This is a genomic window from Xanthomonas protegens (genome assembly GCF_038442435.1).
Classification (GTDB): domain Bacteria; phylum Pseudomonadota; class Gammaproteobacteria; order Xanthomonadales; family Xanthomonadaceae; genus Xanthomonas_A; species Xanthomonas_A sontii.
Genome location: NZ_JAQJCQ010000007.1, coordinates 148,927 through 168,081, shown reverse-complemented (window position 1 = coordinate 168,081; position 19,155 = coordinate 148,927). Strand labels below are relative to the sequence as shown.

At 71.0% G+C, this 19,155-nt stretch carries 17 protein-coding genes and 1 pseudogene; 8 read left to right on the top strand and 10 right to left on the bottom strand.

Annotated elements, in window-relative coordinates; all coding sequences use genetic code 11:
- The first annotated feature begins 25 nt into the window (after positions 1-25).
- The 7 genes and pseudogenes from PIQ37_RS10375 to PIQ37_RS20705 form a co-directional block, all read left to right on the top strand.
- Positions 26-700, top strand: a complete 675-nt coding sequence (locus PIQ37_RS10375; RefSeq protein WP_342073400.1) for a DsbA family oxidoreductase — start codon at positions 26-28, stop codon at positions 698-700.
- Between the two features lie 381 nt (positions 701-1,081).
- On the top strand, positions 1,082-2,089 hold the full coding sequence (gene nagZ, locus PIQ37_RS10370; RefSeq protein ID WP_342073399.1) for a beta-N-acetylhexosaminidase: 1,008 nt from the start codon (positions 1,082-1,084) through the stop codon (positions 2,087-2,089).
- Positions 2,089-2,643: a hypoxanthine-guanine phosphoribosyltransferase gene (locus PIQ37_RS10365; RefSeq protein WP_342073398.1), complete on the top strand. Its 555-nt coding sequence runs from the start codon at positions 2,089-2,091 to the stop codon at positions 2,641-2,643. Before nagZ ends, PIQ37_RS10365 begins: the two co-directional genes overlap by 1 nt.
- 95 nt (positions 2,644-2,738) lie before the next feature.
- Positions 2,739-3,485, top strand: a complete 747-nt coding sequence (locus PIQ37_RS10360; RefSeq protein WP_407136582.1) for an S-methyl-5'-thioinosine phosphorylase — start codon at positions 2,739-2,741, stop codon at positions 3,483-3,485.
- A gap of 88 nt (positions 3,486-3,573) precedes the next feature.
- The gene (gene cspE, locus PIQ37_RS10355) at positions 3,574-3,780 is read left to right on the top strand and encodes a transcription antiterminator/RNA stability regulator CspE (protein WP_003488188.1); all 207 of its coding nucleotides are present in this window, start codon (positions 3,574-3,576) and stop codon (positions 3,778-3,780) included.
- A 95-nt stretch (positions 3,781-3,875) separates the two neighbouring features.
- Positions 3,876-5,126: an FAD-dependent oxidoreductase gene (locus PIQ37_RS10350; protein ID WP_342073397.1), complete on the top strand. Its 1,251-nt coding sequence runs from the start codon at positions 3,876-3,878 to the stop codon at positions 5,124-5,126.
- A 13-nt stretch (positions 5,127-5,139) separates the two neighbouring features.
- Positions 5,140-5,250, top strand: a pseudogene (locus PIQ37_RS20705) (RNA polymerase factor sigma-54); the annotation flags it as partial.
- 336 nt (positions 5,251-5,586) lie between these two features.
- Here the strand turns inward: PIQ37_RS20705 and pdeM are convergent.
- The 4 genes from pdeM to PIQ37_RS10330 are packed head-to-tail and all read right to left on the bottom strand — an operon-like array spanning position 5,587 to position 11,384.
- Positions 5,587-6,237, bottom strand: a complete 651-nt coding sequence (gene pdeM, locus PIQ37_RS10345; protein ID WP_342073396.1) for a ligase-associated DNA damage response endonuclease PdeM — start codon at positions 6,235-6,237, stop codon at positions 5,587-5,589.
- On the bottom strand, positions 6,227-8,794 hold the full coding sequence (locus PIQ37_RS10340) for a ligase-associated DNA damage response DEXH box helicase (RefSeq protein ID WP_342073395.1): 2,568 nt from the start codon (positions 8,792-8,794) through the stop codon (positions 6,227-6,229). The genes pdeM and PIQ37_RS10340 overlap by 11 nt, the downstream gene beginning before the upstream one ends.
- Positions 8,791-10,383: an ATP-dependent DNA ligase gene (locus PIQ37_RS10335; RefSeq protein WP_342073394.1), complete on the bottom strand. Its 1,593-nt coding sequence runs from the start codon at positions 10,381-10,383 to the stop codon at positions 8,791-8,793. The genes PIQ37_RS10340 and PIQ37_RS10335 overlap by 4 nt, the downstream gene beginning before the upstream one ends.
- Positions 10,380-11,384, bottom strand: a complete 1,005-nt coding sequence (locus tag PIQ37_RS10330) for a ligase-associated DNA damage response exonuclease (RefSeq protein ID WP_342073393.1) — start codon at positions 11,382-11,384, stop codon at positions 10,380-10,382. The genes PIQ37_RS10335 and PIQ37_RS10330 overlap by 4 nt, the downstream gene beginning before the upstream one ends.
- A 96-nt stretch (positions 11,385-11,480) precedes the next feature.
- Between PIQ37_RS10330 and PIQ37_RS10325 the strand changes: the two genes are divergently transcribed.
- Complete coding sequence (locus tag PIQ37_RS10325; RefSeq protein WP_407136587.1) at positions 11,481-13,136, top strand: acyl-CoA dehydrogenase family protein; 1,656 nt, start codon at positions 11,481-11,483, stop codon at positions 13,134-13,136.
- 540 nt (positions 13,137-13,676) lie between these two features.
- On the opposite strand, the gene PIQ37_RS10320 is transcribed toward PIQ37_RS10325, so the two are convergent.
- The 6 genes from PIQ37_RS10320 to PIQ37_RS10295 all read right to left on the bottom strand — a co-directional run bounded on the left by PIQ37_RS10320 (position 13,677) and on the right by PIQ37_RS10295 (position 19,101).
- Entirely contained in the window at positions 13,677-14,039 is a 363-nt protein-coding gene (locus PIQ37_RS10320) for a hypothetical protein (RefSeq protein WP_017916930.1), read from the bottom strand.
- Positions 14,036-14,581, bottom strand: coding sequence for a bactofilin family protein (locus tag PIQ37_RS10315; RefSeq protein ID WP_342073391.1), 546 nt, complete (start codon positions 14,579-14,581; stop codon positions 14,036-14,038). The genes PIQ37_RS10320 and PIQ37_RS10315 overlap by 4 nt, the downstream gene beginning before the upstream one ends.
- Before the next feature lie 104 nt (positions 14,582-14,685).
- The gene (locus tag PIQ37_RS10310) at positions 14,686-16,395 is read right to left on the bottom strand and encodes a sensor domain-containing diguanylate cyclase (protein ID WP_342073390.1); all 1,710 of its coding nucleotides are present in this window, start codon (positions 16,393-16,395) and stop codon (positions 14,686-14,688) included.
- 127 nt (positions 16,396-16,522) lie between these two features.
- Positions 16,523-16,876 carry a hypothetical protein gene (locus PIQ37_RS10305; protein WP_267085124.1) on the bottom strand — a complete coding sequence of 118 codons (354 nt, stop codon included), beginning with the start codon at positions 16,874-16,876 and terminating at the stop codon, positions 16,523-16,525.
- 585 nt (positions 16,877-17,461) lie between these two features.
- Complete coding sequence (locus PIQ37_RS10300; protein WP_048490955.1) at positions 17,462-17,803, bottom strand: hypothetical protein; 342 nt, start codon at positions 17,801-17,803, stop codon at positions 17,462-17,464.
- 122 nt (positions 17,804-17,925) lie between these two features.
- Positions 17,926-19,101, bottom strand: coding sequence for a thiolase family protein (locus tag PIQ37_RS10295; protein ID WP_342073389.1), 1,176 nt, complete (start codon positions 19,099-19,101; stop codon positions 17,926-17,928).
- Positions 19,102-19,155: the final 54 nt, after the last annotated feature.

The window sequence follows — 19,155 nt, the reverse complement described above, 5'->3', positions numbered from 1 at the left end:
AATCCCCAATCCCCAATCCCCGCTCATGCGCATCGATATCTGGTCCGACGTGGTCTGTCCCTGGTGCTGGATCGGCAAGCGCCGTTTGCAGCAAGGTCTTGCATCGCTCGGCGCGGATGCGCCGGCGCTGGAAATCCACTGGCATCCGTATCAGCTGGATCCGGACGCCGGCACCGAGCCGGTGCCGTTGCGCGAGGCCTATGCGGCCAAGTTCGGCGGTGCGGCGCGCACCGAGCAGATCCTGGCGCAAACCCAGGCCACCGCCCGCGCCGAGGGTCTGCCGTTCGACTTCGGCCGCGGCCAGGTGCGGGTGACCACGCTGCCCGCGCATCGGCTGCTGTGGCTGGCCGCGCGCGAGGGCGACGTCGACGCGGTCACCGAGGCGCTGTTCCATGCGCACTTCGCCGAGGGCCGCAACCTGGCCGATCCGCAGACGCTGTGCGATGCCGGCGCCGCAGGCGGGCTGTCGGCAGCGAGGGTGCAGGCGCTGCTGGCCGGCGACGAGGGGCTGGACGAGATCGAGGCGGAATTGCAGCAGGCGCAGGCCATGGGCATCCGCGCGGTGCCCACCTACGTCATCGATGGCCGCCAGGCGCTGCAGGGCGCGCAGCCGCCGGAGGTATTCGCCGCCACCGTGCGCGGTTTGCTGGCCGACGCCCAGGCGGGCCGCGATTGCGGTCCGGAGGGGTGCGCGGTCTAGCAACGCGCGCACGGCACGTTGCGATCCCCGCGCTGCGGGTCGCGCGCCAGGCCGTCGTCTCGGGGCCGTAAGGGACCGCCCGCGGCGTGCGCAGACGTCCTGCCAGGCCCGATGCTGGCGCGCCGGGGCGTCCGCCGCATGCCGCGCGCCCATTCCGGCCACGCCGCCGGCCCCAAGGCCGCATGCAGAGCGCGGACCATGCGATCTGCCGTGCGGCCCGGCCTTTATTGCGCCGCACATCGCTGCGTGCGCCACCGCTCCGTCCGCGTTCATTACCAAGACGTGTCAGCTGGCAGGGGCGCGACCTGCCGCCGACGCCGGCATCTGCGACAATGCCGACTCACAGGCGCCTCCACCGCGCCGGCAGGAGGAATCCCCCGCATGCTCGCGATCGGCCTTGCCGGTACCGAACTCACCGCGCAGGAGCGCGACTGGCTGCAGCACGATGCGGTGGCCGGCGTGGTCCTGTTCAAACGCAATTTCGCCTCGCGCGCGCAGGTGACCGAGTTGAGTGCGGCGATCCGCGCCGCCACGCCGCGGCCGCTGCTGCTCTGCGTGGACCAGGAAGGCGGGCGCGTGCAGCGCTTCCGCGAGGGCTACAGCGCATTGCCGCCGCTGCAGGATTTCGGCGCGCTGTACGCGCGCGATCCGGCCGCGGCGCTGGAGATGGCCGAGCAGCACGCCTGGCTGATGGCCAGCGAGATCCGCGCCAGCGGCATCGACCTGAGCTTCGCCCCGGTGCTGGACCTGGCCCGCGGCAACCGCGCCATCGGCGACCGCGCCTTCAGCGACGATCCGCAGGTGGTCGCGGCTTTCGCCGCGGCCTATGTGCGCGGCATGCACAGCGTGGGCATGGGCGCCACCCTCAAGCATTTCCCCGGCCACGGCACCGTGCTCGAGGACACCCACGTCGACAACGCCGAGGACCCGCGTTCGCTGGACACCCTGCGCCAGGAAGACCTGGTGCCGTTCGCCGCCGGCATTGCCGCCGGCGCCGACGCGGTGATGATGGCGCACGTGGTCTACCCGCAGGTGGCGCCGGAACCGGCCGGCTACTCGCCGCGCTGGATCCAGCAGATCCTGCGCCAGGAGCTGGGCTTCCGTGGCGTGGTGTTCTCCGACGACATCGGCATGGCCGCCTCGTTCGCCGCCGGCGGCGTCGCCGCGCGGGTCGCCGCGCACCTGGACGCCGGCTGCGACGTGGTCCTGGTCTGCCACCCGGAACTGGTCGAAGACTCGCTGCAGGCCGTGCGCGACCGCCCGCTCAACACCGCCGCGCTGCTCGGCCTGATCGGCCGCGGCGGCCTTGGCTGGGACGGCCTGCTGGCCGACGCCCGCTATGGCCATACCCAATCCCATCTGCTCTCCACCTTCGGAAAAACCGCCTGATGTCCACTCTCACCATCGCCCAGGCCCTGGCCCAGGCCGACCTGCTGGTCGATCGCACCCGCATCGACCAGGCCATCGCCCAGATGGCCGACGCCATCGCCGCCGACTACCGCGGCGAAACCCCGGTCTACCTGACCATCATGCACGGCGCGCTGCCGTTCGCCGGCCAACTGGCGCTGGAACTGGGCAGCCGCGGCCAGGACCTGCAACTGGACTACCTGCACGCCACCCGCTACCGCGGCGAGACCGTCGGCGGCGAACTGGTGTGGAAGCACCGCCCGGCCACCGCGCTGTACGGCCGCCGCGTGCTGCTGCTCGACGACATCCTCGATGAAGGCCTGACCCTGAAGGCGGTGCGCGAGTGGTGCCTGGAGCAGGGCGCCACCGACGTGCGCATCGCCGCGCTGACGGTCAAGCGCCACGACCGCTGCGTGCCCGGGGTCAGTGCCGATTATGTCGGCGTCGAGGTGGCGGACCGCTACGTGTTCGGCTTCGGCATGGACGTCAACGAGGCCCTGCGCAACCTGCCGGCGATCTACGCGATGAAGGAGTAAGCGGCCAGGCGAGCCAGCCTCGCCTGTGTCGCTGCCGTTTCCCGCTGCCGGCGCGCGTCGCCGGCGCAGGCGTTCCCTTTCGTTCGAGGATCCGCATGGACAACATCGCACTGGCCGTCATCGGCGGCACCGGCGTCTACAAGCTCGCACAGTTGGACGACGTGCAGACGCACGAGGTCGAGACGCGCTACGGCGCGCCCTCCGGCCCGGTGCGGGTCGGCACGCTGCTCGGCCACCGCGTCGCCTTCCTGGCCCGCCATGGCGAAGGCCATTCGCTGCCGCCGCACAAGATCAACTACCGCGCCAACCTTGCTGCGCTGCAGCAGATCGGCGCCACGCGCGTGCTCGCGTTGAATACGGTGGGCGGCATCACCGAGCGCTTCGGCCCGCGCGTGCTGGCCTGCCCGGATCAGCTCATCGACTACACCTGGGGGCGCATCTCCACCCTGTGCGAAGAACCGGGCAGCGAGGTGCTGCACGTGGATTTCGGCCATCCGTATTCGCCGCTGCTGCGCAGCAAGATCCTCGCCGCCGCGCGCGTCACCGGCGCCGCCCTCGTGGACGGTGGCTGCTACGCCGCCACGCAGGGGCCGCGCCTGGAAACCATCGCCGAGATCGCGCGGCTGCGCCGCGACGGTTGCGACCTGGTCGGCATGACCGGCATGCCCGAAGCCGGGTTGGCGCGCGAGCTGGGCCTGGACTACGCCTGCCTGGCGATCGTGGCGAACTGGGCGGCCGGCTGTGGCGATGCCGAGGAAATCACCCTGGCAGAGGTGCTGGCCAATGTCGAGGCGGCCTCGGTCGGGCTGCCGGAGCTGGTGGGGGAACTGGCGCGCGGGTGATTGTCTTCGTTGCGCAAGCTTTGCATACTCCGCCGGTGCGGCTGCCGCACAACCACCACCCATTCACTGCAAAAGGTCTCGCATCACCATGCCGAACGGTACCGTCAAGTGGTTCAACGACGCCAAGGGATTTGGTTTTATTTCTCCGGAAGACGGTAGCGCCGATGTGTTCGCGCACTTCTCCGCGATCAACTCCAAGGGCTTCCGCAGCCTGCAGGAAGGACAGCGTGTCAGCTACGACGTGACCCAGGGTCCGAAGGGCGCGCAAGCCTCGAATATCACGCCGGTCGAGTAAGCGCTCGCGTTGACTCGGTTGTGCCTTGAACCCCGCTTCGGCGGGGTTTTTTATGGGAGACGCCGTGGTGTCGGCGTCGGCAGGCGGTGCAGGCAATGAAGCAAGGACTGCAGATCGGGATCGTGGGGTATGGCACCGCAGGCCAGGCACTGGCGCTGCTGCTGGCGCGCGACGGGCACCGCGTGCAGGTGTTCGAGCGTGCGGCGCAGCCCGGACCGGTCGGTGCCGGTTTCCTGCTGCAGCCGACCGGCCTGCAGGTGCTGTGGCGGATCGGCCTGCTCGATCAGGCCCTGGCCTACGGCGCGCCGGTGCACCGCCTGTACGGCGAGACCCCGTGCGGGCGCGCGGTGATGGACATGCGCTACCGCGACCTGGAGGCGCGCCTGTTCGGGCTGGGCATGCAGCGCGGCGCCCTGTTCGCCCTGCTGGCGCAGGCCTGGGACGGCTACGCCACGCTGCAGCGCGATACGCGCATCGTCGCCATCGACGACACGCTGCGCCGGGTGCAGGACCAGCACGGCCGCTGGCACGGGCCGTTCGACCTGGTGATCGCCTGCGACGGTTCGGCCTCGGCGCTGCGCGCGCAGGTGCAGGCGACGCGGCTGGACCGGGTGTATCCGTGGGGCGCGCTGTGGTGCCTGCTGCCGCGCGGCGACTGGGCCTTCGCCGACGAACTGCGCCAGCGCTACGTGGCCGCGCGCAAGATGATCGGTCTGCTGCCGGTGGGCACCCGCCCAGGCGATGCCGAGCCGCGGGTGAGTTTCTTCTGGAGCCTGCCGACCGCCGAGTTCGATGCCTGGCAGGCGCGCGGCGTGCAGCCGTGGCTGGAGGAGATCGCACAGCTGTGGCCGCAGGCGCGCGAACGCTTGGCGCAGATCGACGCACCGGCGCAACTGGCGCGGGCCAGCTACCGCGATGCGGTGCAGCGGCACTGGTACCGCGGCCGCCTGGTCCTGGCCGGCGATGCCGCGCATGCGATGAGCCCGCAGCTGGGGCAGGGCGTCAACATGGCGCTGATGGATGCCTGGGCGCTGAGCGAGAGCCTGCGCATCGCGCCGGACATCGACGCGGCGCTGGCGCGCTACCAGGCGCAGCGCCAGGCGCACGTGGCGGTGTACCAGTTCTGGAGCCGCTGGTTGACCCCGCTGTTCCAGTCCGAGCGCGACGTGGCGGCGTGGCTTCGCGACGTGGGCATGTTGCCGGCCGGGCGCATGCCCGGCGGCCGCGGGCACATGCTGCGCGTGCTCAGCGGCACCCAGCACGGCTGGTTCGGCAAGCTGCCGCTGGCGCCGGAGTTTTTCGAGGCGTTGCAGGACGCGGTGGCGCGGCGCGCGTCGCTGCCGTAGGCGGCGAAGTGACCTGCGCGAGCCGCTGGCCGCGATCGCAGAGACGGACATCGCCGCCGAGGAGGACGAGGTCCTCACCGTGCCGCACCAGATCCAGCGCTTCGACCCGACCGGTATCGCCGCAGGGCGAGGTTGCGGGCCAGCGTCCGCGATTCGCCGCGGTAGCTGCGGGGTACAGAGCGCGACCCAGCGCGCGCGGTTGCATCGCCACGCGGCCCCGCCGTAGGAGCGGCTTCGGCCGCGACCGCGCTTTCCTGGTAAAGCCCGGTCGCGGCTGAAGCCGCTCCTACGACAGACCGATGGCAAGACAGTGCGATTGCACTGTGAGAGGGGCTTCAGCCCCGACGCCTCGCTGGCGGACGTGTCGGGACTGCAGTCCCTCCCACAAGGTGATGCTCCTGGATAAGGTCGTACTCCTCGATGGGGCTGTCGACCATCCACCAGCCACCACCGCGCCGACCTACGCCGTCGCCACCGGCAGCGCCAAGGCTGCGCCTTCGACGCAGGCGACCAGACGCTCGCCTTGTGCCAGCACCGGGGCGACGCCGGCGGTGAAGTGCGAGAACGCCGGCAGCACGGTCATGCCCTCGCGCAGCCAGAACGCCGGCCAGCGCGGGCGCAGGCCGGGCAGCTTGACCAGCGGGTGCAGGTGCCCGCACAGCACGTGGCGCTGCGCATCGGTGGCCGGATCGTGGCGCAGCACGAACGGGCCGTCTTCCACCTGCGTGCCGAGGGGCGCGATGTCCAGCCCGGCGCCGGCCAGCGCGCGGTCGTGGTTGCCGGTGATCGCCGCCACGCGCAGTTGCGGATGCTGCGCGCGCCAGGCATGCCACTGGCGTTGCCATTCGGCATCGGGTGCGGCGCCGTGCAGCACGTCGCCGAGGATCCACAGTTCCGCCGCGTCCTGCGCCTCCAGCAAGGCCGACAGCCGCGCCAGGTCGAGCGCGGTGCCGCCGCGCGGCAGGCCGATGCCGGCGCGGCGGAAGACGTCGGCCTTGCCCAGGTGCAGGTCGGCGATCAGCAGCCGCCGCCGCGCCGGCCAGTACAGTGCGCGGTCGCCGAGCAGGCGCATCGGTTCGCCGGCCAGCAACCAGTCCAGTTCAGCGCGCATGGCGCTGCTCCAGTTGCGCCGCCGCGCGCATCACCCGCGCCTTCCAGTCCTCGGTGCTGAGCTGGCCGCGGATGCTCTCGGCCCACAGCGGGAACGCCAGTGGGGTGAGGCTGCGTGGGCTGTGCAGCGCCAGCTCGCGCGCGGCGCAATCGTCCAGGGTGGCGGCGAGCCGGGTCAGTTCCATCTCGCCCTGCAACACCTCGCGCTCGGCCTGCGCCAGCAGCAGGTGCTCGGGATCGAAGCGGCTCAGCACGTCGTACAGCAGGCCGCTGGAGGCCTGCAGCTGGCGCAGGCTGCGCGGCAGGCGGCCGGGCAGGCTCGGCGGCAGCAGGCCGGCGACGCGGGCGATCTCGCGGAACTGGCGCCGCGCCAGTTCGCCTAGGTTGAGGCTCTCGCGCAGATCCTCGAACAACTGCGCTGGACTCAGCAGTTCGCGCAGCAGCGCTGCATCGATCGGTGCGTCCTCCGCCGGCGACAGCACCAGGCCGTAGTCGTTGGCGGCGAAGCTGAAGGTATTGCGCTGCTGCCGGCCCCAGCGCAGCGCCAGCAGCGCGGCCAGGCCTTCGTGCACCTGGCGCCCGGCGAACGGGTACACGAACAGGTGCTGGCCGTCGCGGGCGCGCACGCGTTCGGCCAGCAGCCGCTGCGGCGCTGGCAAGTCCGACAGCGCGCGCTGCAGGCCGAGCAGCGGCGCCAGCGCGCGCAGTTCGGCCTCGCCGCGCGGATCGGCGAACACCGCTTCCACTTCGCGGCCCAGTTCCGAGGACAGCGGCATGCGCCCGCCCATCCATTTCGGCACGCTGCCGTCGCCGCCCTTGGCCAGGCGCACGTAGGCGGTCATGTCTTCCAGCCGCACCAGTTCCAGCAGGCGCCCGGCGAACTGGAAGCGGTCGCCGCGGCGCAGGCGGCCGACGAACTGCTCCTCCACCGCGCCGAGCCGGCCGCCGCGCAGGAAGCGCACCGCCACGCTGCCGTCGCTGGTGATGGTGCCGATCGACAGGCGATGGCGCAGGGCGATGCGGCGGTCGTTCACGCGGTACAGGCCGTCGGCGTCCAGCACCACCTTGCGATAGTCGGGGTACTGCGCAAGCGCACGCCCGCCCTGCACGACGAACTCCAGCACCGCCTGCCAGGTCGGCGCATCCAGCGCGGCGAAGGCGGCGGTGCCGCGCACTTCGGCGTACAGCGCGTCGGCAGCGAAGCCGCCGCCCAGCGCACAGGTGATGCAGTGCTGGGCCAGCACGTCCAGCGACAGCCGCGGCGACGGCCGCGATTCGATGCGGCCGTGGGCGATGGCGCGGCGCGCCGCGGCGTACTCGACCAGTTCCAGCGCGTGCGAGGGCACGCACAGCACGTGGCCGGCCTCGCCGGGGCGGTGCTTGGCGCGGCCGGCGCGCTGCAGCAGCCGCGCCACGCCCTTGGGGCTGCCGATCTGCAGCACCTGGTCGACGGCCGGAAAATCCACGCCCAGGTCCAGGCTCGAGGTCGCCACCACGCAGCGCAGGCTGCCGTCGCGCAGGCCTTGCTCGGCGGCGCTGCGCAGCGCTGGGTCCAGCGAGCCGTGGTGCAGGGCCAGCGTGTGCGCCTCTTCCGGCCACACCGAGGTCAGCGCCTGATGCCACAGCTCGGCCTGCGCGCGGGTGTTGGTGAACAGCAGGCTGGTGCGCACCGCGAAGAGGCTTTCCAGCACCCTTGGCAATTGCGCCAGGCCAAGATGCCCGGCCCAGGGGAAGCGCTCGCCGACCGCGGGTGCCAGCGTCTCCAGGGTCAGCGTGCGCGGCTTGACCCCGGCCACGATCGGCGCCTGCGGCAGGTGCGGCAGGTGCGGCAGCAGCACGTCGCGCGCTTCGTCCAGGTTGCCGAGCGTGGCCGACAGGCCCCAGGTGCGCAGCGTCGGCGCCCAGCCGCGCAGCCGCGCCAGGCACAGCTGCAGCAGCACGCCGCGCTTGTTGCCGAGCAGTTCGTGCCACTCGTCGACGATCACGCAGCGCAGCGTCGCCAGTTGCGGCGCGGTGTCGGGGTAGGACAGCAGCAGTGCCAGCGATTCGGGCGTGGTCACCAGCACGTCGAGCTTGCCGCTGCGCGCCAGGCGCTTATCGCGCGCACTGGCGTCGCCGGTGCGCAGGCCGATCTGCCAGTCCAGGCCCAGCGCCTGCGCCGGTTCGCGCAGCGCGCGTACCGTGTCGGCGGCGAGCGCGCGCAAGGGGGTGATCCACAGCACTTTCAGATCGCGCTGCGCCTGGCGGCGTGCGCGCGGTGATGTGGCGGTCTTGGCGGTTTTTGCGGCGGCGCTGGCGGTGGTACCACCGCGTGCGGGCTTCCTGCTGGCTGCTGACGCCTGCACTGCCGCCTGCGCACGCAGGCCTTCCAGCAAGGGACCGCCGAACGCCGCCAGGGTCTTGCCGCTGCCGGTGGGCGTGTGCAGCAGCCCGGAGCCGCCGTCCAGGTAGTGCCGCCACAGCGCGCGCTGGAACGGCAGCGGTTGCCAGCCCTGCTGCGCGAACCAGGCGTACAGCGGCGCATCGGCCGGGCGCCGCCGCGCCGCCGATCCGCTCATCGCGCCAGCGCCTGCAGCGTGCTCAAGCGGTCGGCCTCGGCGAACGGCTTGTCGTGGCGCCAGCGCAGGATGCGCGGGAAGCGCACGGCGATGCCGGACTTGTGCCGGCTGCTGCGATTCACCGCCTCGAAGCCGAGCTCGAACACCTGGTACGGCGTCACCGCGCGCACCGGGCCGAAGCGCTCGGTGGTGTGCGCGCGGATCCAGCGGTCCAGCGCCAGGATCTCGCTGTCGTCCAGCCCCGAGTAGGCCTTCGCCACCGGCACCAGTTGCTCGCCATCCCACAGGCCGAAGGTGTAGTCGGTGTACAGCGTGCTGCGCCGGCCATGCCCGGCCTGCGCGTACAGCAGCACCGCGTCGATGGTCAGTGGCGCCACCTTCCACTTCCACCAGTCGCCACGGCGGCGGCCGGACTGGTAGGGCGACGTCGCACGCTTGAGCATCAGCCCTTCCACGCCTTGCACGCGCGAATCCTCGCGCAGCGCCGCCGCCTGCTCCCACGTCGCGGCCTGCACCTGCGGCGACAGCGTGAGGCGCGGATCGGCGTGCGCTTCCAGCAACGTTTGCAACTGCGCGCGGCGCTGCTGCAGCGGCTGCTCGCGCAGGTCCTGGCCGTCCAGTTCCAGCAGGTCGTAGGCGAGCACCCGCGCCGGCGTGTCGGCCAGGGTCTTGGCGCCAGGCTTGCGTCGCTGGATGCGGGTCTGCAGCGCGGTGAACGGCAACGGCGCGGTCTCGCCTTCGCGCCAGACCAGCAGCTCGCCATCGATCACCGCATCGCGCGGCAGCGTCGCCGCCGCCGCCTCGATCTCCGGGAAGCGCCCGTCCAGGCGTTCCTCGCCACGCGACCACAGCGCCACTTCGCCGTCGCGGCGGATCAGCTGCAGGCGGATGCCGTCCCATTTCCATTCCAGCAGCCAATCATCGAGGGCGCCGAGCGTGGCGGCCTCGGCTTCCAGCGGCGAGGCGAGGAAGAACGGGTAGGGCTGCTGGCGGTCGCTGGGCAGCACCTCGTCGGACAGTAACTGCTCCAGCGCCTGCGGCGTCGGCGACCAGGCGCCGAGCATGCGCTGTGCAATGCGCGCAATGTCGATCCCCGACATCGCCGCCAGTGCCTGCTGCACCAGTCGCTGCGACACGCCCACGCGCAATGCGCCGGTCAGCAGCTTGTTGAACAGCAGGCGCTCGTCGAAGGCCAGGCTATGCCAGCCGGCCACCACCGCGGCACGGCGCGCGGCGTCGTCCTGTGCGGCCACCGGCAGCAGGCGCTCCTCGATCCAGTCGCGCAGCGGCGCCGGGTCAGGGGTTTCGGCTGGATCGTCCAGCAGCAGGGTGAGCGTCTCGGCGAGATCGCCGACGTGATCGTAGCTGTCGTCCACCAGCCAGCCGGGTAGGCCGCTTTCCTGCGCGACCCACTCGCGCAGTTCGCGGGTGTTGGCGATGCGCCGCAGCTTGCCGCCGCTGAGCAGCCAGATTGCCCAGGCCGCATCGGCCGGCGGCGCCTGCTCGAAATACGCCACCAGCGCCGCGCGCTTGTCCAGGGTCGCGGTGCTCTGGTCCAGTTGCCGGTACAGCGCGGCGAAGCGCTTCATTCCTCGCCACCGTAGTCGGTGCGGAACGCCTCGGCGGCGACGCCGCGTTCGTTGAGGGCGCGGATGATCGCGTCGGTGTTGCCGTGGGTGGCGATCACGCGGCGCGCGCCAGTCTCGTCTATGGTGCGCAGCAGGTCAGGCCAGTCGGCATGATCGGAGACCACGAAGCCGCGGTCGTAGTTGCGCCGGCGGCGATTGCCGCGCAGCCGCATCCAGCCCGAGGCGAAGCCGAGTTGCGCATGGCGGAAGCGGCGCAGCCACGGGCTGCCCGCGGCCGACGGTGGTGCCAGCACCAACTGCCCGGCATAGTCGGCGCGCTTGTCCAGTTCGGACACGGTGCGCGTGTCCAGCATCGCCACGCCGGCCTCGCGATACACCGCCACGCCGGCCGCCACCGCGCCGTGCAGCAGCGCCGGCTGGTCGTCCCACGGCTGCAGTTCGGCGAGCACGCGCTGCGCCTTGCCCAGCGCATAGCAGAACAGCACGGCGGCCTCGCCGCGCGCACCGCATTCGCGGCGCCAGGCGACGATGTCGCGCGCCACCTCGCTGGTGTCCGGCCAGCGGTACACAGGCAGGGCGAAGGTGGCCTCGGTGATGAAGGTGTCGCAGCGCACCACCTCGAATGGCGCGCAGGTCGGATCCGGCTGGCGCTTGTAGTCGCCCGAGGCCACCCAGACCTCGCCATCCACTTCGATGCGCACCTGCGCCGAGCCGAGCACGTGCCCGGCCGGATGCAGCGACACCTGCGCGCGGCCGAGCGTGAAGCGGGTGCCGTAGTCGTAGGCGCGATAGTCCTGCTCGCCCAGTCGCCAGCGCAGGATCGGCAGGCCCACCGCGGTGCAGTGGTATTCGCCCATGCCCGAGCGCGCATGGTCGCCGTGGCCGTGGGTGATGACCGCGCGCGGCACCGGCCGCCAGGGGTCGATATGGAAGTCGCCGGCGGGGCAGTACAGCCCTTCCGGGCGCAGCACCACCAGATCCTGGGAAGCGGCATTCGGCATGGGCGCCACTGTGTCCAAGCCGGTGTGCAGGAGATGAGAATCCGCTCCGTGCGTTCGCGGCGACGCGACGGATCGGCCACAATGCGTTCAGCACTTCTGGGAGGGAGATGCATGCACACGGACCTGCCCGCGTTCGCCACGCATACGGTCGACAACCAGCCGCCGCCGTTCGAACCGCGCGATCTGTGGGCCGACGACATGGTGCTGCGCGCCGCCATCGCACGCGAAGGCGGCGACGCCTTCGCCGCGGCGCTCGCGCAGTACGGCGCGCTGGCCGGCGATGCGCTGTACCGGCTCGGCTTCGACGCCAACCGCGATCGTCCGCGGCTGCGCACGCACGACCGCTACGGCCACCGCATCGACACGGTTGAGTTCCATCCGGCCTATCACCAGTTGCTGGACGCGGCCAAGCGCCATGGTGTGGCCGGACTGTCCTGGCACAGCCCGCAACCGGGCGCGCATGTGGCGCGCGCCGCGCTCAGCTACCTGCACCACCAGGCCGAGGCCGGCACCAGTTGCCCGCTGACCATGACCCACGCTGCGGTCGCGGTGTTGCGCCAGGACCCGGCCTTGCGTGAGTGGGCCGACAAGGCCGCCGCGCCGCACTACGACCCGCGCGATGTGCCGATCGCCGACAAGGCCGGCATCACCCTGGGCATGGGCATGACCGAGAAGCAGGGCGGCTCGGACGTGCGCAGCAACGCCACCGTCGCCACGCCGCTGGATGGCGACGGCGTGTACAGCCTGGTCGGGCACAAGTGGTTCTTCTCCGCGCCGATGTCCGACGGCTTCCTGGTGCTGGCGCAGGCACCGGGCGGCTTGACCTGTTTCCTGCTGCCGCGGCGCCTGCCCGATGGCCGGCTCAACGCGCTGCGGCTGATGCGGCTGAAGGACAAGCTGGGCGACTGGTCCAACGCATCCAGCGAAGTGGAGTTCGCCGGTGCCTGGGCGCAGCGGGTCGGCGAGGAAGGGCGGGGTGTGGCACGGATCATCGGCATGGTGATGCTGACCCGGCTCGACTGCATGCTCGCCGCCGCCGCGCAGATGCGCATGGCGCTGGCCCAGGCGCTGCACCACGCTAGGCATCGCATCGCGTTCGGCAAGCGCCTGGTCGAGCAGCCGCTGATGCGCAACGTGCTGGCCGATCTGGCCCTGGAATCGGAAGCCGCCACCGCGTTCGCGCTGCGGGTGGCGCGCGCGGTGGATGCGGCCGACGCCGACGCGTCGGAAGCGGCATTCGCGCGCATCGCCACCGCGCTGGGCAAGTACTGGCTGTGCAAGCGCGCGCCGGCCTTCGTCAACGAGTCGCAGGAATGCCTGGGCGGTGCCGGCTACGTCGAGGAGTCGATCCTGCCGCGGCTGTACCGGCAGGCGCCGCTGAATTCGATCTGGGAGGGCAGCGGCAACATCCAGTGCCTGGACGTGCTGCGGGCGCTGGCGCGCGAACCGGCCAGCGCGGCTGCGGCGCTGGCGGAGTTGGAGCGCACCACCGGGACCGACCCGGCTTACGACGCTGCGGTCGACGCATTGCGCCCGTCGTTGAGCGGTGCCGTGTCCCCCGACGAGTACACCGCGCGGCAGTTGGCCGAACGCCTGACGCTGGCCCTGCAGGCGGCGGTGCTGCTGCGCAGCGCCAGCCCGGCGGCGGCGAGCTTCGTACGCAGCCGTCTGGCCGCCGCACACGGCCTGGCGTTTGGCACGCTGGAGGCGGGTGTGCCGTTCGAGGAACTGCTGGCGCGTGTCTTGCCGTAGGCGTGTGGCATGTCGGCTCATCGCGCCTCGCCGGGTGAAAAGCGGACTAGCGGCGCACCCTTCTCCCTTTGGGAGAAGGTGCCCCGAAGGGGCGGATGAGGGTACGGCAGCCAACGTCGCCAGGCAGCAAGTGCGGTGATCAGAGGCGGCGCGCAGCCGTACCCTCACCCCAACCCCTCTCCCGGTGGGAGAGGGGCTAATCGTCTGCGATGCCATGGGCGCATGGCGGCCCATCGCGCCTCGCCGGGTGGAAAGTGGGCTGATCGGCACTTTCTTCTCCCTTCGGGACCACGGCCCCCTTTTTGGGGGAAGGTGCCCCGAAGGGGCGGATGAGGGTACGGCAGCCAGCGTCGCCAGGCAGCAAGTGCAGTGATCAGAGGCGACGCACAGCCGTACCCTCACCCCAACCCCTCTCCCGGTGGGAGAGGGGCTAGGCTTCCACGAACCACGAACCACGAATCACGAATCACGAATCCCCAATCCCCAATCCCCAATCCCCAATCCCCAATCCCCAATCCCCAATCCCGGCGCCGCAAGGCGCTAATGCTTCCCGCGCTTTCCACCCCGCACCGGCGTCGCCTCGACCGAGAGCGTGAAACTGCGTTCCTCGCCGTCGAGCATGGCGCCGACGCCGACCAGCTGGCGCTTGATCTCCTCGCCGCGGCCGTTGCGGATGCTGACCAGCACGGTGTACTCCCAGGCGCTGCCGTCGGCAGGGTGGCGGATGCTGCCTTCCACCCGCAGCGGCACCAGCGCCGATGGCGCCGACTGCTGCAGCACAGCCGAATCGAAGCGCAGGTGGTGCTTGCACGCCGGGCAGACGCTGGCGCTTTCGAGAATGGTGGCCTTGCAGTGGGGGCAGGTCCGGGTCGCCCCCGGACTGCCGGGACGCGGGCTGCTCATGCGCCGGCGTCGGACTCCGCGGGCTTGCCACCCTTGCGGGCATGCTTGTCGTCGTCCCAGCCGAAGTCGGCCTGGCCGCGCATGCGCGAGCCGGCGGCCACGGTCAGCGAGCCGGCCTTGACGTCGCCGATCAGCGCGCCGGAGGCAAGCAACTCCACCCGTGAAGCCGATTCGATGTTGCCTTCCAGCTCGCCGGCGATGACCACCTTGTCGGCGCGCACGCCGCCACTGAGCTTGGCGCCGGTCTCGATGGTCAGATCGCCCTGTACGTTGACGTCGCCCTTGAACTTGCCGGCGATGCGGATGTGGCCGGTGCCCTCGATCTTGCCCTCGATGCTGATGTCGGCGGCGATCAGCGATTCCTTCGCGGCCGGGGTCGGGGCAGGGGTGCGGGCGGCAGGGGCGGCGGCGGCGACCGCGGCGAGCGGTTCGCCCGGGGCGGTCTCGCCCGCCGGGCGCGGCTCCGGCGGCAATGCGCCGTTGCCGGGCATGGGCGGGAGGCCATCCTTGCGCGCGGGACCCTGGTCTTTCCAGATGGACATGGGCTGTCGTCTCCAGTCGGGGGAAGCGCGACTATCGCCGCTCTATCGCGTCGGTTTTGTGACGCTTTCTTCAAAACGACGGCCCGGCCGTGGCCGCCGCCGGTTCAGCCCATGCCGTCCAGGGCCGGGTCGTAGGCCTGCACCTGGTTGCGGCCGCAGCGCTTGGCCCGGTACAGCGCCGCATCGGCCTTGCGCAGCAGGGTGGTGGCGACCACGCCGTCGCGCGCATAGCTGGCCACGCCGATCGACATGGTCACCGCCGGCAGCGCCTTGCCGTCCACGGTCGCGCTCAGGTGCTGGGCGGCGCTGCGGATCTGTTCGGCGATGGCTTGCGCCTGTTCCGGCCCGGTCTCCGGCAGGATCACCGTGAATTCCTCGCCGCCGTAGCGGCAGGCGATGTCCTCGCCGCGCAGCCGCGAAGACAGCATCTGCCCAACCGCGGCCAGCAGACTGTCGCCGCCGCCATGGCCGTGCAGGTCGTTGAACTGCTTGAAATGGTCCACGTCCAGCATCAGCAGCGACAGCGGCATCTGCCGGCGCCCGCAGCGGGCCAGTTCGTGGTTGAGCGATTCTTCCAGGTAGCGCCGATTGAACAGGCCGGTGAGCGGGTCGCGGATCGACTGCAGGCGCAGCGACTCGCGCAGGCGCAGGTTGCTCAACGCCAGCGACAGCTGCTCGGCGGCAGCCTCGGCGATGGCAATGCGCGGCAGCGCGCCGGGGCCGCGCCCGGCCAGGAACACGAAGCCCAGCTGGGTGCCCTGTGCCGACAACGGAATGCAGGCGGTGCTGGCGCCGGCGGCGTACGGATCCTCGCGCAGATGCGCGCAGACCGAGTCGTGGCCCTGCGCGTGCACGAAATGGCTCTTGTCGCGACGCAATGCCCAGCAGTCCTGCGGCGCCACCGCCGGTTCGCTGCCGACCGGCGGCTGGCCCCAGCTGACGATTTCCTCGGCACGGTCGCGCGAGGCGCGCAGCAGATAGACGCTGCCGCCGGCGTCGGGCATCAGCGCGGCGAGCAGGCGCGCGGTCACCGTCAGCGCCTCGGCCGGTTCGGCGCAGCTCTGCAGCAGGCCGGTATAGCGGCTGAGCGCGTTTAGGTCGGCACTGGTGCGCTCCAGCTCGTTGATGCTGGCTTCCATCCTCTCATTGGCGATCGAGGCGGCCTGTTCGGCGTTGCTGCGGTTGCGCAGCTCGCGGAACAGCAGCGCATAGACCACGCCGACGCTGCCCAGGCCGAACGGAATGCCGGCCAGGGCCAGGGCAAGCAACATGTCGGCGCTGCGCTGGTTGGAGGTGTCGCGGCTCTGCAGCAGCTGCAGTTCCACGTCGGTCATCTGCTGCACCTGATCGCGGACCGCGCTGGAGCTCTGGTACACGCTGGGCGCCATCGCCCGCTGCAGCGCTTCCAGGCCGTCGCGCTGGTACACCGCCAGCATCTGCCGCATCTGCACCAGCCGCGTGTTCGCCAGTTGCTCCAGCATCTGCACATTGGCGATCTGCACGGGATTGTCGGCGACCAGCTTGCGCAGTTGCGCCAACTGCCGCGGCACGCGTTCGGCGCTGTCGTAGTAGAGGCTCAGATAGGCCTGGTTGTTGGTCAGCTCGTAGCCGCGCAACGAGGATTCGGTCATCAGCAAGGTGGATTGCACCTCGTCGATGTTGCGCAGCACTTCGTGGGTATGCGCGACGCGTGCGGCGTCGGAGATCGCGCGTTGCGCGCCGTAGAACACACCAGCGCCGATCAGCACGAAGACCGCGGCGGAGAACAACAGGGCTAGACGGGTCCTGGCCCGCACACGGTGGAGAATCGGCATCGCAAAAGTCTACTGTGACGCCGCAAACGCCTTGGACCGGCGTCACAAAAGACGCCGCGCCGGCACAGCGCGCGGCACGCGCTGCGCGGCTGGGGCCGCCCCCGCATGCGCGGGGACGGCCAACGACTCAATGCTGCTCGCGGTCGCCGTTATGCGGATCTTCGTTGGCGTTCTCGCGTGCCTTGTCGGCGACTTTCTGCGCCGCATTCGCCGTGGCCTCGCTGGCATCGGCCGCCATCTCCTTGGCAGCGGCCGAGGCATCCTGGACGGCATCGGAGTTAGCCGCACGGTGCGCGGCATCGCGCGCGTCGGCGGCGACTTCGCGCCCGGCCTGCGCGACCTGGCCGGCGGCTTCCTTGGCGGCTTCGCCGGTCTGTTCGGCAGCGACCTTGGCGTCGCGTTGTGCCTGCTGCGATTCGGGACCCTGGCAGCCGGCCAGTGCGAGGGCGCCCAGCAGGGCCACGATCGGGGTCTTGTTCATGCGGCTTCTCCGTCCACGGGTGGGTGACGCGGCGCAGCCTAGGCGGACGCGCATGCAGCCTGCGTCAAGGCGGAGCGGTGGCGCGGGGCAGTGTTCAGGAAGGCACTGCCGATGGTTGGGGAGGCGCCGTGGGTGGAAGCCACGCACGGCGATGCGCGCGGCTGCGGTCGCATGCCGGCCATGCGGGCAATGCGGATGTGCGGCGTCGGCGCATACGCGCGCAGCACTTGCATGGCGCGTGGGCAGCGGTGCGCATCGACCGCATCGCTCACCGCGGACGGCGGTGCGGCGCGTCGTGCGGGTCATGCGTCGCGCTTGCATGCGCGCTACGTGTGGACGACGCAATGGCGCGGACAAATCCTGTATGCGGGGACGCACGCTTGCGAGGCGACGTCGGCGGCTAACGACGGTGCAGCATTCGCGCGAGGCGAACATGCGTGCGTCGTCACCCACGCCGCCCTCCGGGGAACACGCTGTGCCGGCACGCTGTTGGCGCCGTTGCCGCGCCGCTCGGCAAACGCCAGGCAAAGAAAAAGCCGCTGGCGGACCAGCGGCTCTTTCAGGACTGCAAAAAGCAAGAAGTGATTACTTCTTGGCTTCCTGAGCAGCGTCCTTCGCCTTGTCGGCGGTGTCTTCCGCAGCCTTGGCGGTGTCGGCAGCCTTGTCGGCAGCGGCATCGGTCGGGGCAGCGGCGGCAGCGGCCGAAGCGTCGGCAGCGGTGTTGGCGGCGGTCGCGGCGGTGTCGGCAGCGGCCTGAGCGGCGTCGGCGGTCGGGGCGCCGGCGGCAGCCGACTGGTCGGCAGCAGCCTGCGCGTCGGTGGCGGCTTCGTTAGCCGAAGCGGCGGCGTCCTGGGCCTGCTCCTGCTTCGAGCACGCGGCCAGGGCCAGGCCCAGGGCCATTGCGATCAGCAGCTTGTTGATGCTCATTGTGTCTATCCTCGTCGTTTAGTTAGGCAACGCGCGAATGCGCGCCCTCAACATGATGACAAGCCAAAGTCGGCTGTCAAGCGCACGCGCATTCATTTTTGTGTTTCAGGGGTTAATCCCAATCAAATCAATTCGATGGCGACCGCTGTCGCTTCGCCGCCGCCGATGCACAGCGTCGCGATTCCGCGGCGGCCGCCACGGCTGCGCAACGCATTTAGCAATGTCACCAGCAGCCGCGCACCGGAGGCGCCGATCGGATGGCCGAGCGCGCAGGCGCCGCCATGGACGTTGACCTTGGCGTGGTCCAGGCCCAGTTCCTTGATCGGCACCATCGCCACCACGGCGAAGGCTTCGTTGATCTCGAACAGGTCGACGTCGTCCAGGCTCCAGCCAACCTGGTCGAGCAGCTTGCGGATCGCGCCCACCGGTGCGGTGGTGAACCATTCCGGCGCCTGCGAGAAGGTCGCATGGCCGACGATCCGCGCCAGCGGCGCGACGCCGCGGCGGGCGGCCTCGTCGGCGCCCAGCAGCACCAGCGCGGCGGCGCCGTCGGAGATGCTTGAGGAACTGGCCGCGGTGACCGTGCCGTCCTTCTTGAACGCCGGCTTCAGCGTCGGGATCTTGGTCACGTCGGACTTGCCCGGCTGCTCGTCGCTGTCGACCTGCACCTCGCCCTTGCGGGTGGCCACGGCGACCGGGACGATTTCGTCGGCGAAGGCGCCGTCGCGCTGCGCGGCCTGCGCGCGGTTCACCGATTCGATCGCGAACGCGTCCTGGTCCTGGCGGCTGAAGCCGAACTTCTCCGCGGTGGCCTCGCCGAACACGCCCATCGCCTGGCCGTCGTCGGGATTGGTCAGGCCGTCCCAGGCCATGTGGTCGACCGCCTGGAAGTTGCCGTAGCGGTTGCCGGTGCGCGAGTTCGGCAGCAGGTGCGGCGCGTTGCTCATCGACTCCATGCCGCCGGCGACGACGATGCTGGCCGAACCGGCCTTGATCAGGTCGTGGCCGAGCATCACCGCCTTCATGCCCGAGCCGCAGACCTTGTTGATGGTGGTGGCGCCGGTGGCGTCGGGCACGCCGGCCGCGCGCGCGGCCTGACGTGCCGGAGCCTGGCCGAGATTGGCCGGCAGCACGCAGCCCATGATGACTTCGGAAACGTCCGCGGCGGGGATGCCGGACTGCTCGAGCGCGGCGCGGATGGCCGCGGCACCCAGCGTGGGCGTGGGCACGCCGTTGAACTGGCCCAGGAACGCGCCGATGGCGGTGCGTTTGGCCGCGGCGATGACGATCTCGGTCATGGCAAACCCTTATGAAAGTGGTGTGCCGATTATCGGCCGCGGCACGGGTTCTGC

Coding starts and splice junctions, on each gene's coding strand:
- PIQ37_RS10335 (WP_342073394.1), bottom strand. CDS start 10,383: ATGAAGCGCTTCGCCGCGCTGTACCGGCAACTGGACCAGAGCACCGCG.
- PIQ37_RS10305 (WP_267085124.1), bottom strand. CDS start 16,876: ATGAACAAGACCCCGATCGTGGCCCTGCTGGGCGCCCTCGCACTGGCC.
- nagZ (WP_342073399.1), top strand. CDS start 1,082: ATGCTCGCGATCGGCCTTGCCGGTACCGAACTCACCGCGCAGGAGCGC.
- PIQ37_RS10365 (WP_342073398.1), top strand. CDS start 2,089: ATGTCCACTCTCACCATCGCCCAGGCCCTGGCCCAGGCCGACCTGCTG.
- PIQ37_RS10340 (WP_342073395.1), bottom strand. CDS start 8,794: ATGAGCGGATCGGCGGCGCGGCGGCGCCCGGCCGATGCGCCGCTGTAC.
- PIQ37_RS10350 (WP_342073397.1), top strand. CDS start 3,876: ATGAAGCAAGGACTGCAGATCGGGATCGTGGGGTATGGCACCGCAGGC.
- pdeM (WP_342073396.1), bottom strand. CDS start 6,237: ATGCGCGCTGAACTGGACTGGTTGCTGGCCGGCGAACCGATGCGCCTG.
- PIQ37_RS10315 (WP_342073391.1), bottom strand. CDS start 14,581: ATGTCCATCTGGAAAGACCAGGGTCCCGCGCGCAAGGATGGCCTCCCG.
- PIQ37_RS10300 (WP_048490955.1), bottom strand. CDS start 17,803: ATGAGCATCAACAAGCTGCTGATCGCAATGGCCCTGGGCCTGGCCCTG.
- PIQ37_RS10375 (WP_342073400.1), top strand. CDS start 26: ATGCGCATCGATATCTGGTCCGACGTGGTCTGTCCCTGGTGCTGGATC.
- cspE (WP_003488188.1), top strand. CDS start 3,574: ATGCCGAACGGTACCGTCAAGTGGTTCAACGACGCCAAGGGATTTGGT.
- PIQ37_RS10295 (WP_342073389.1), bottom strand. CDS start 19,101: ATGACCGAGATCGTCATCGCCGCGGCCAAACGCACCGCCATCGGCGCG.
- PIQ37_RS10310 (WP_342073390.1), bottom strand. CDS start 16,395: ATGCCGATTCTCCACCGTGTGCGGGCCAGGACCCGTCTAGCCCTGTTG.
- PIQ37_RS10320 (WP_017916930.1), bottom strand. CDS start 14,039: ATGAGCAGCCCGCGTCCCGGCAGTCCGGGGGCGACCCGGACCTGCCCC.
- PIQ37_RS10360 (WP_407136582.1), top strand. CDS start 2,739: ATGGACAACATCGCACTGGCCGTCATCGGCGGCACCGGCGTCTACAAG.
- PIQ37_RS10330 (WP_342073393.1), bottom strand. CDS start 11,384: ATGCCGAATGCCGCTTCCCAGGATCTGGTGGTGCTGCGCCCGGAAGGG.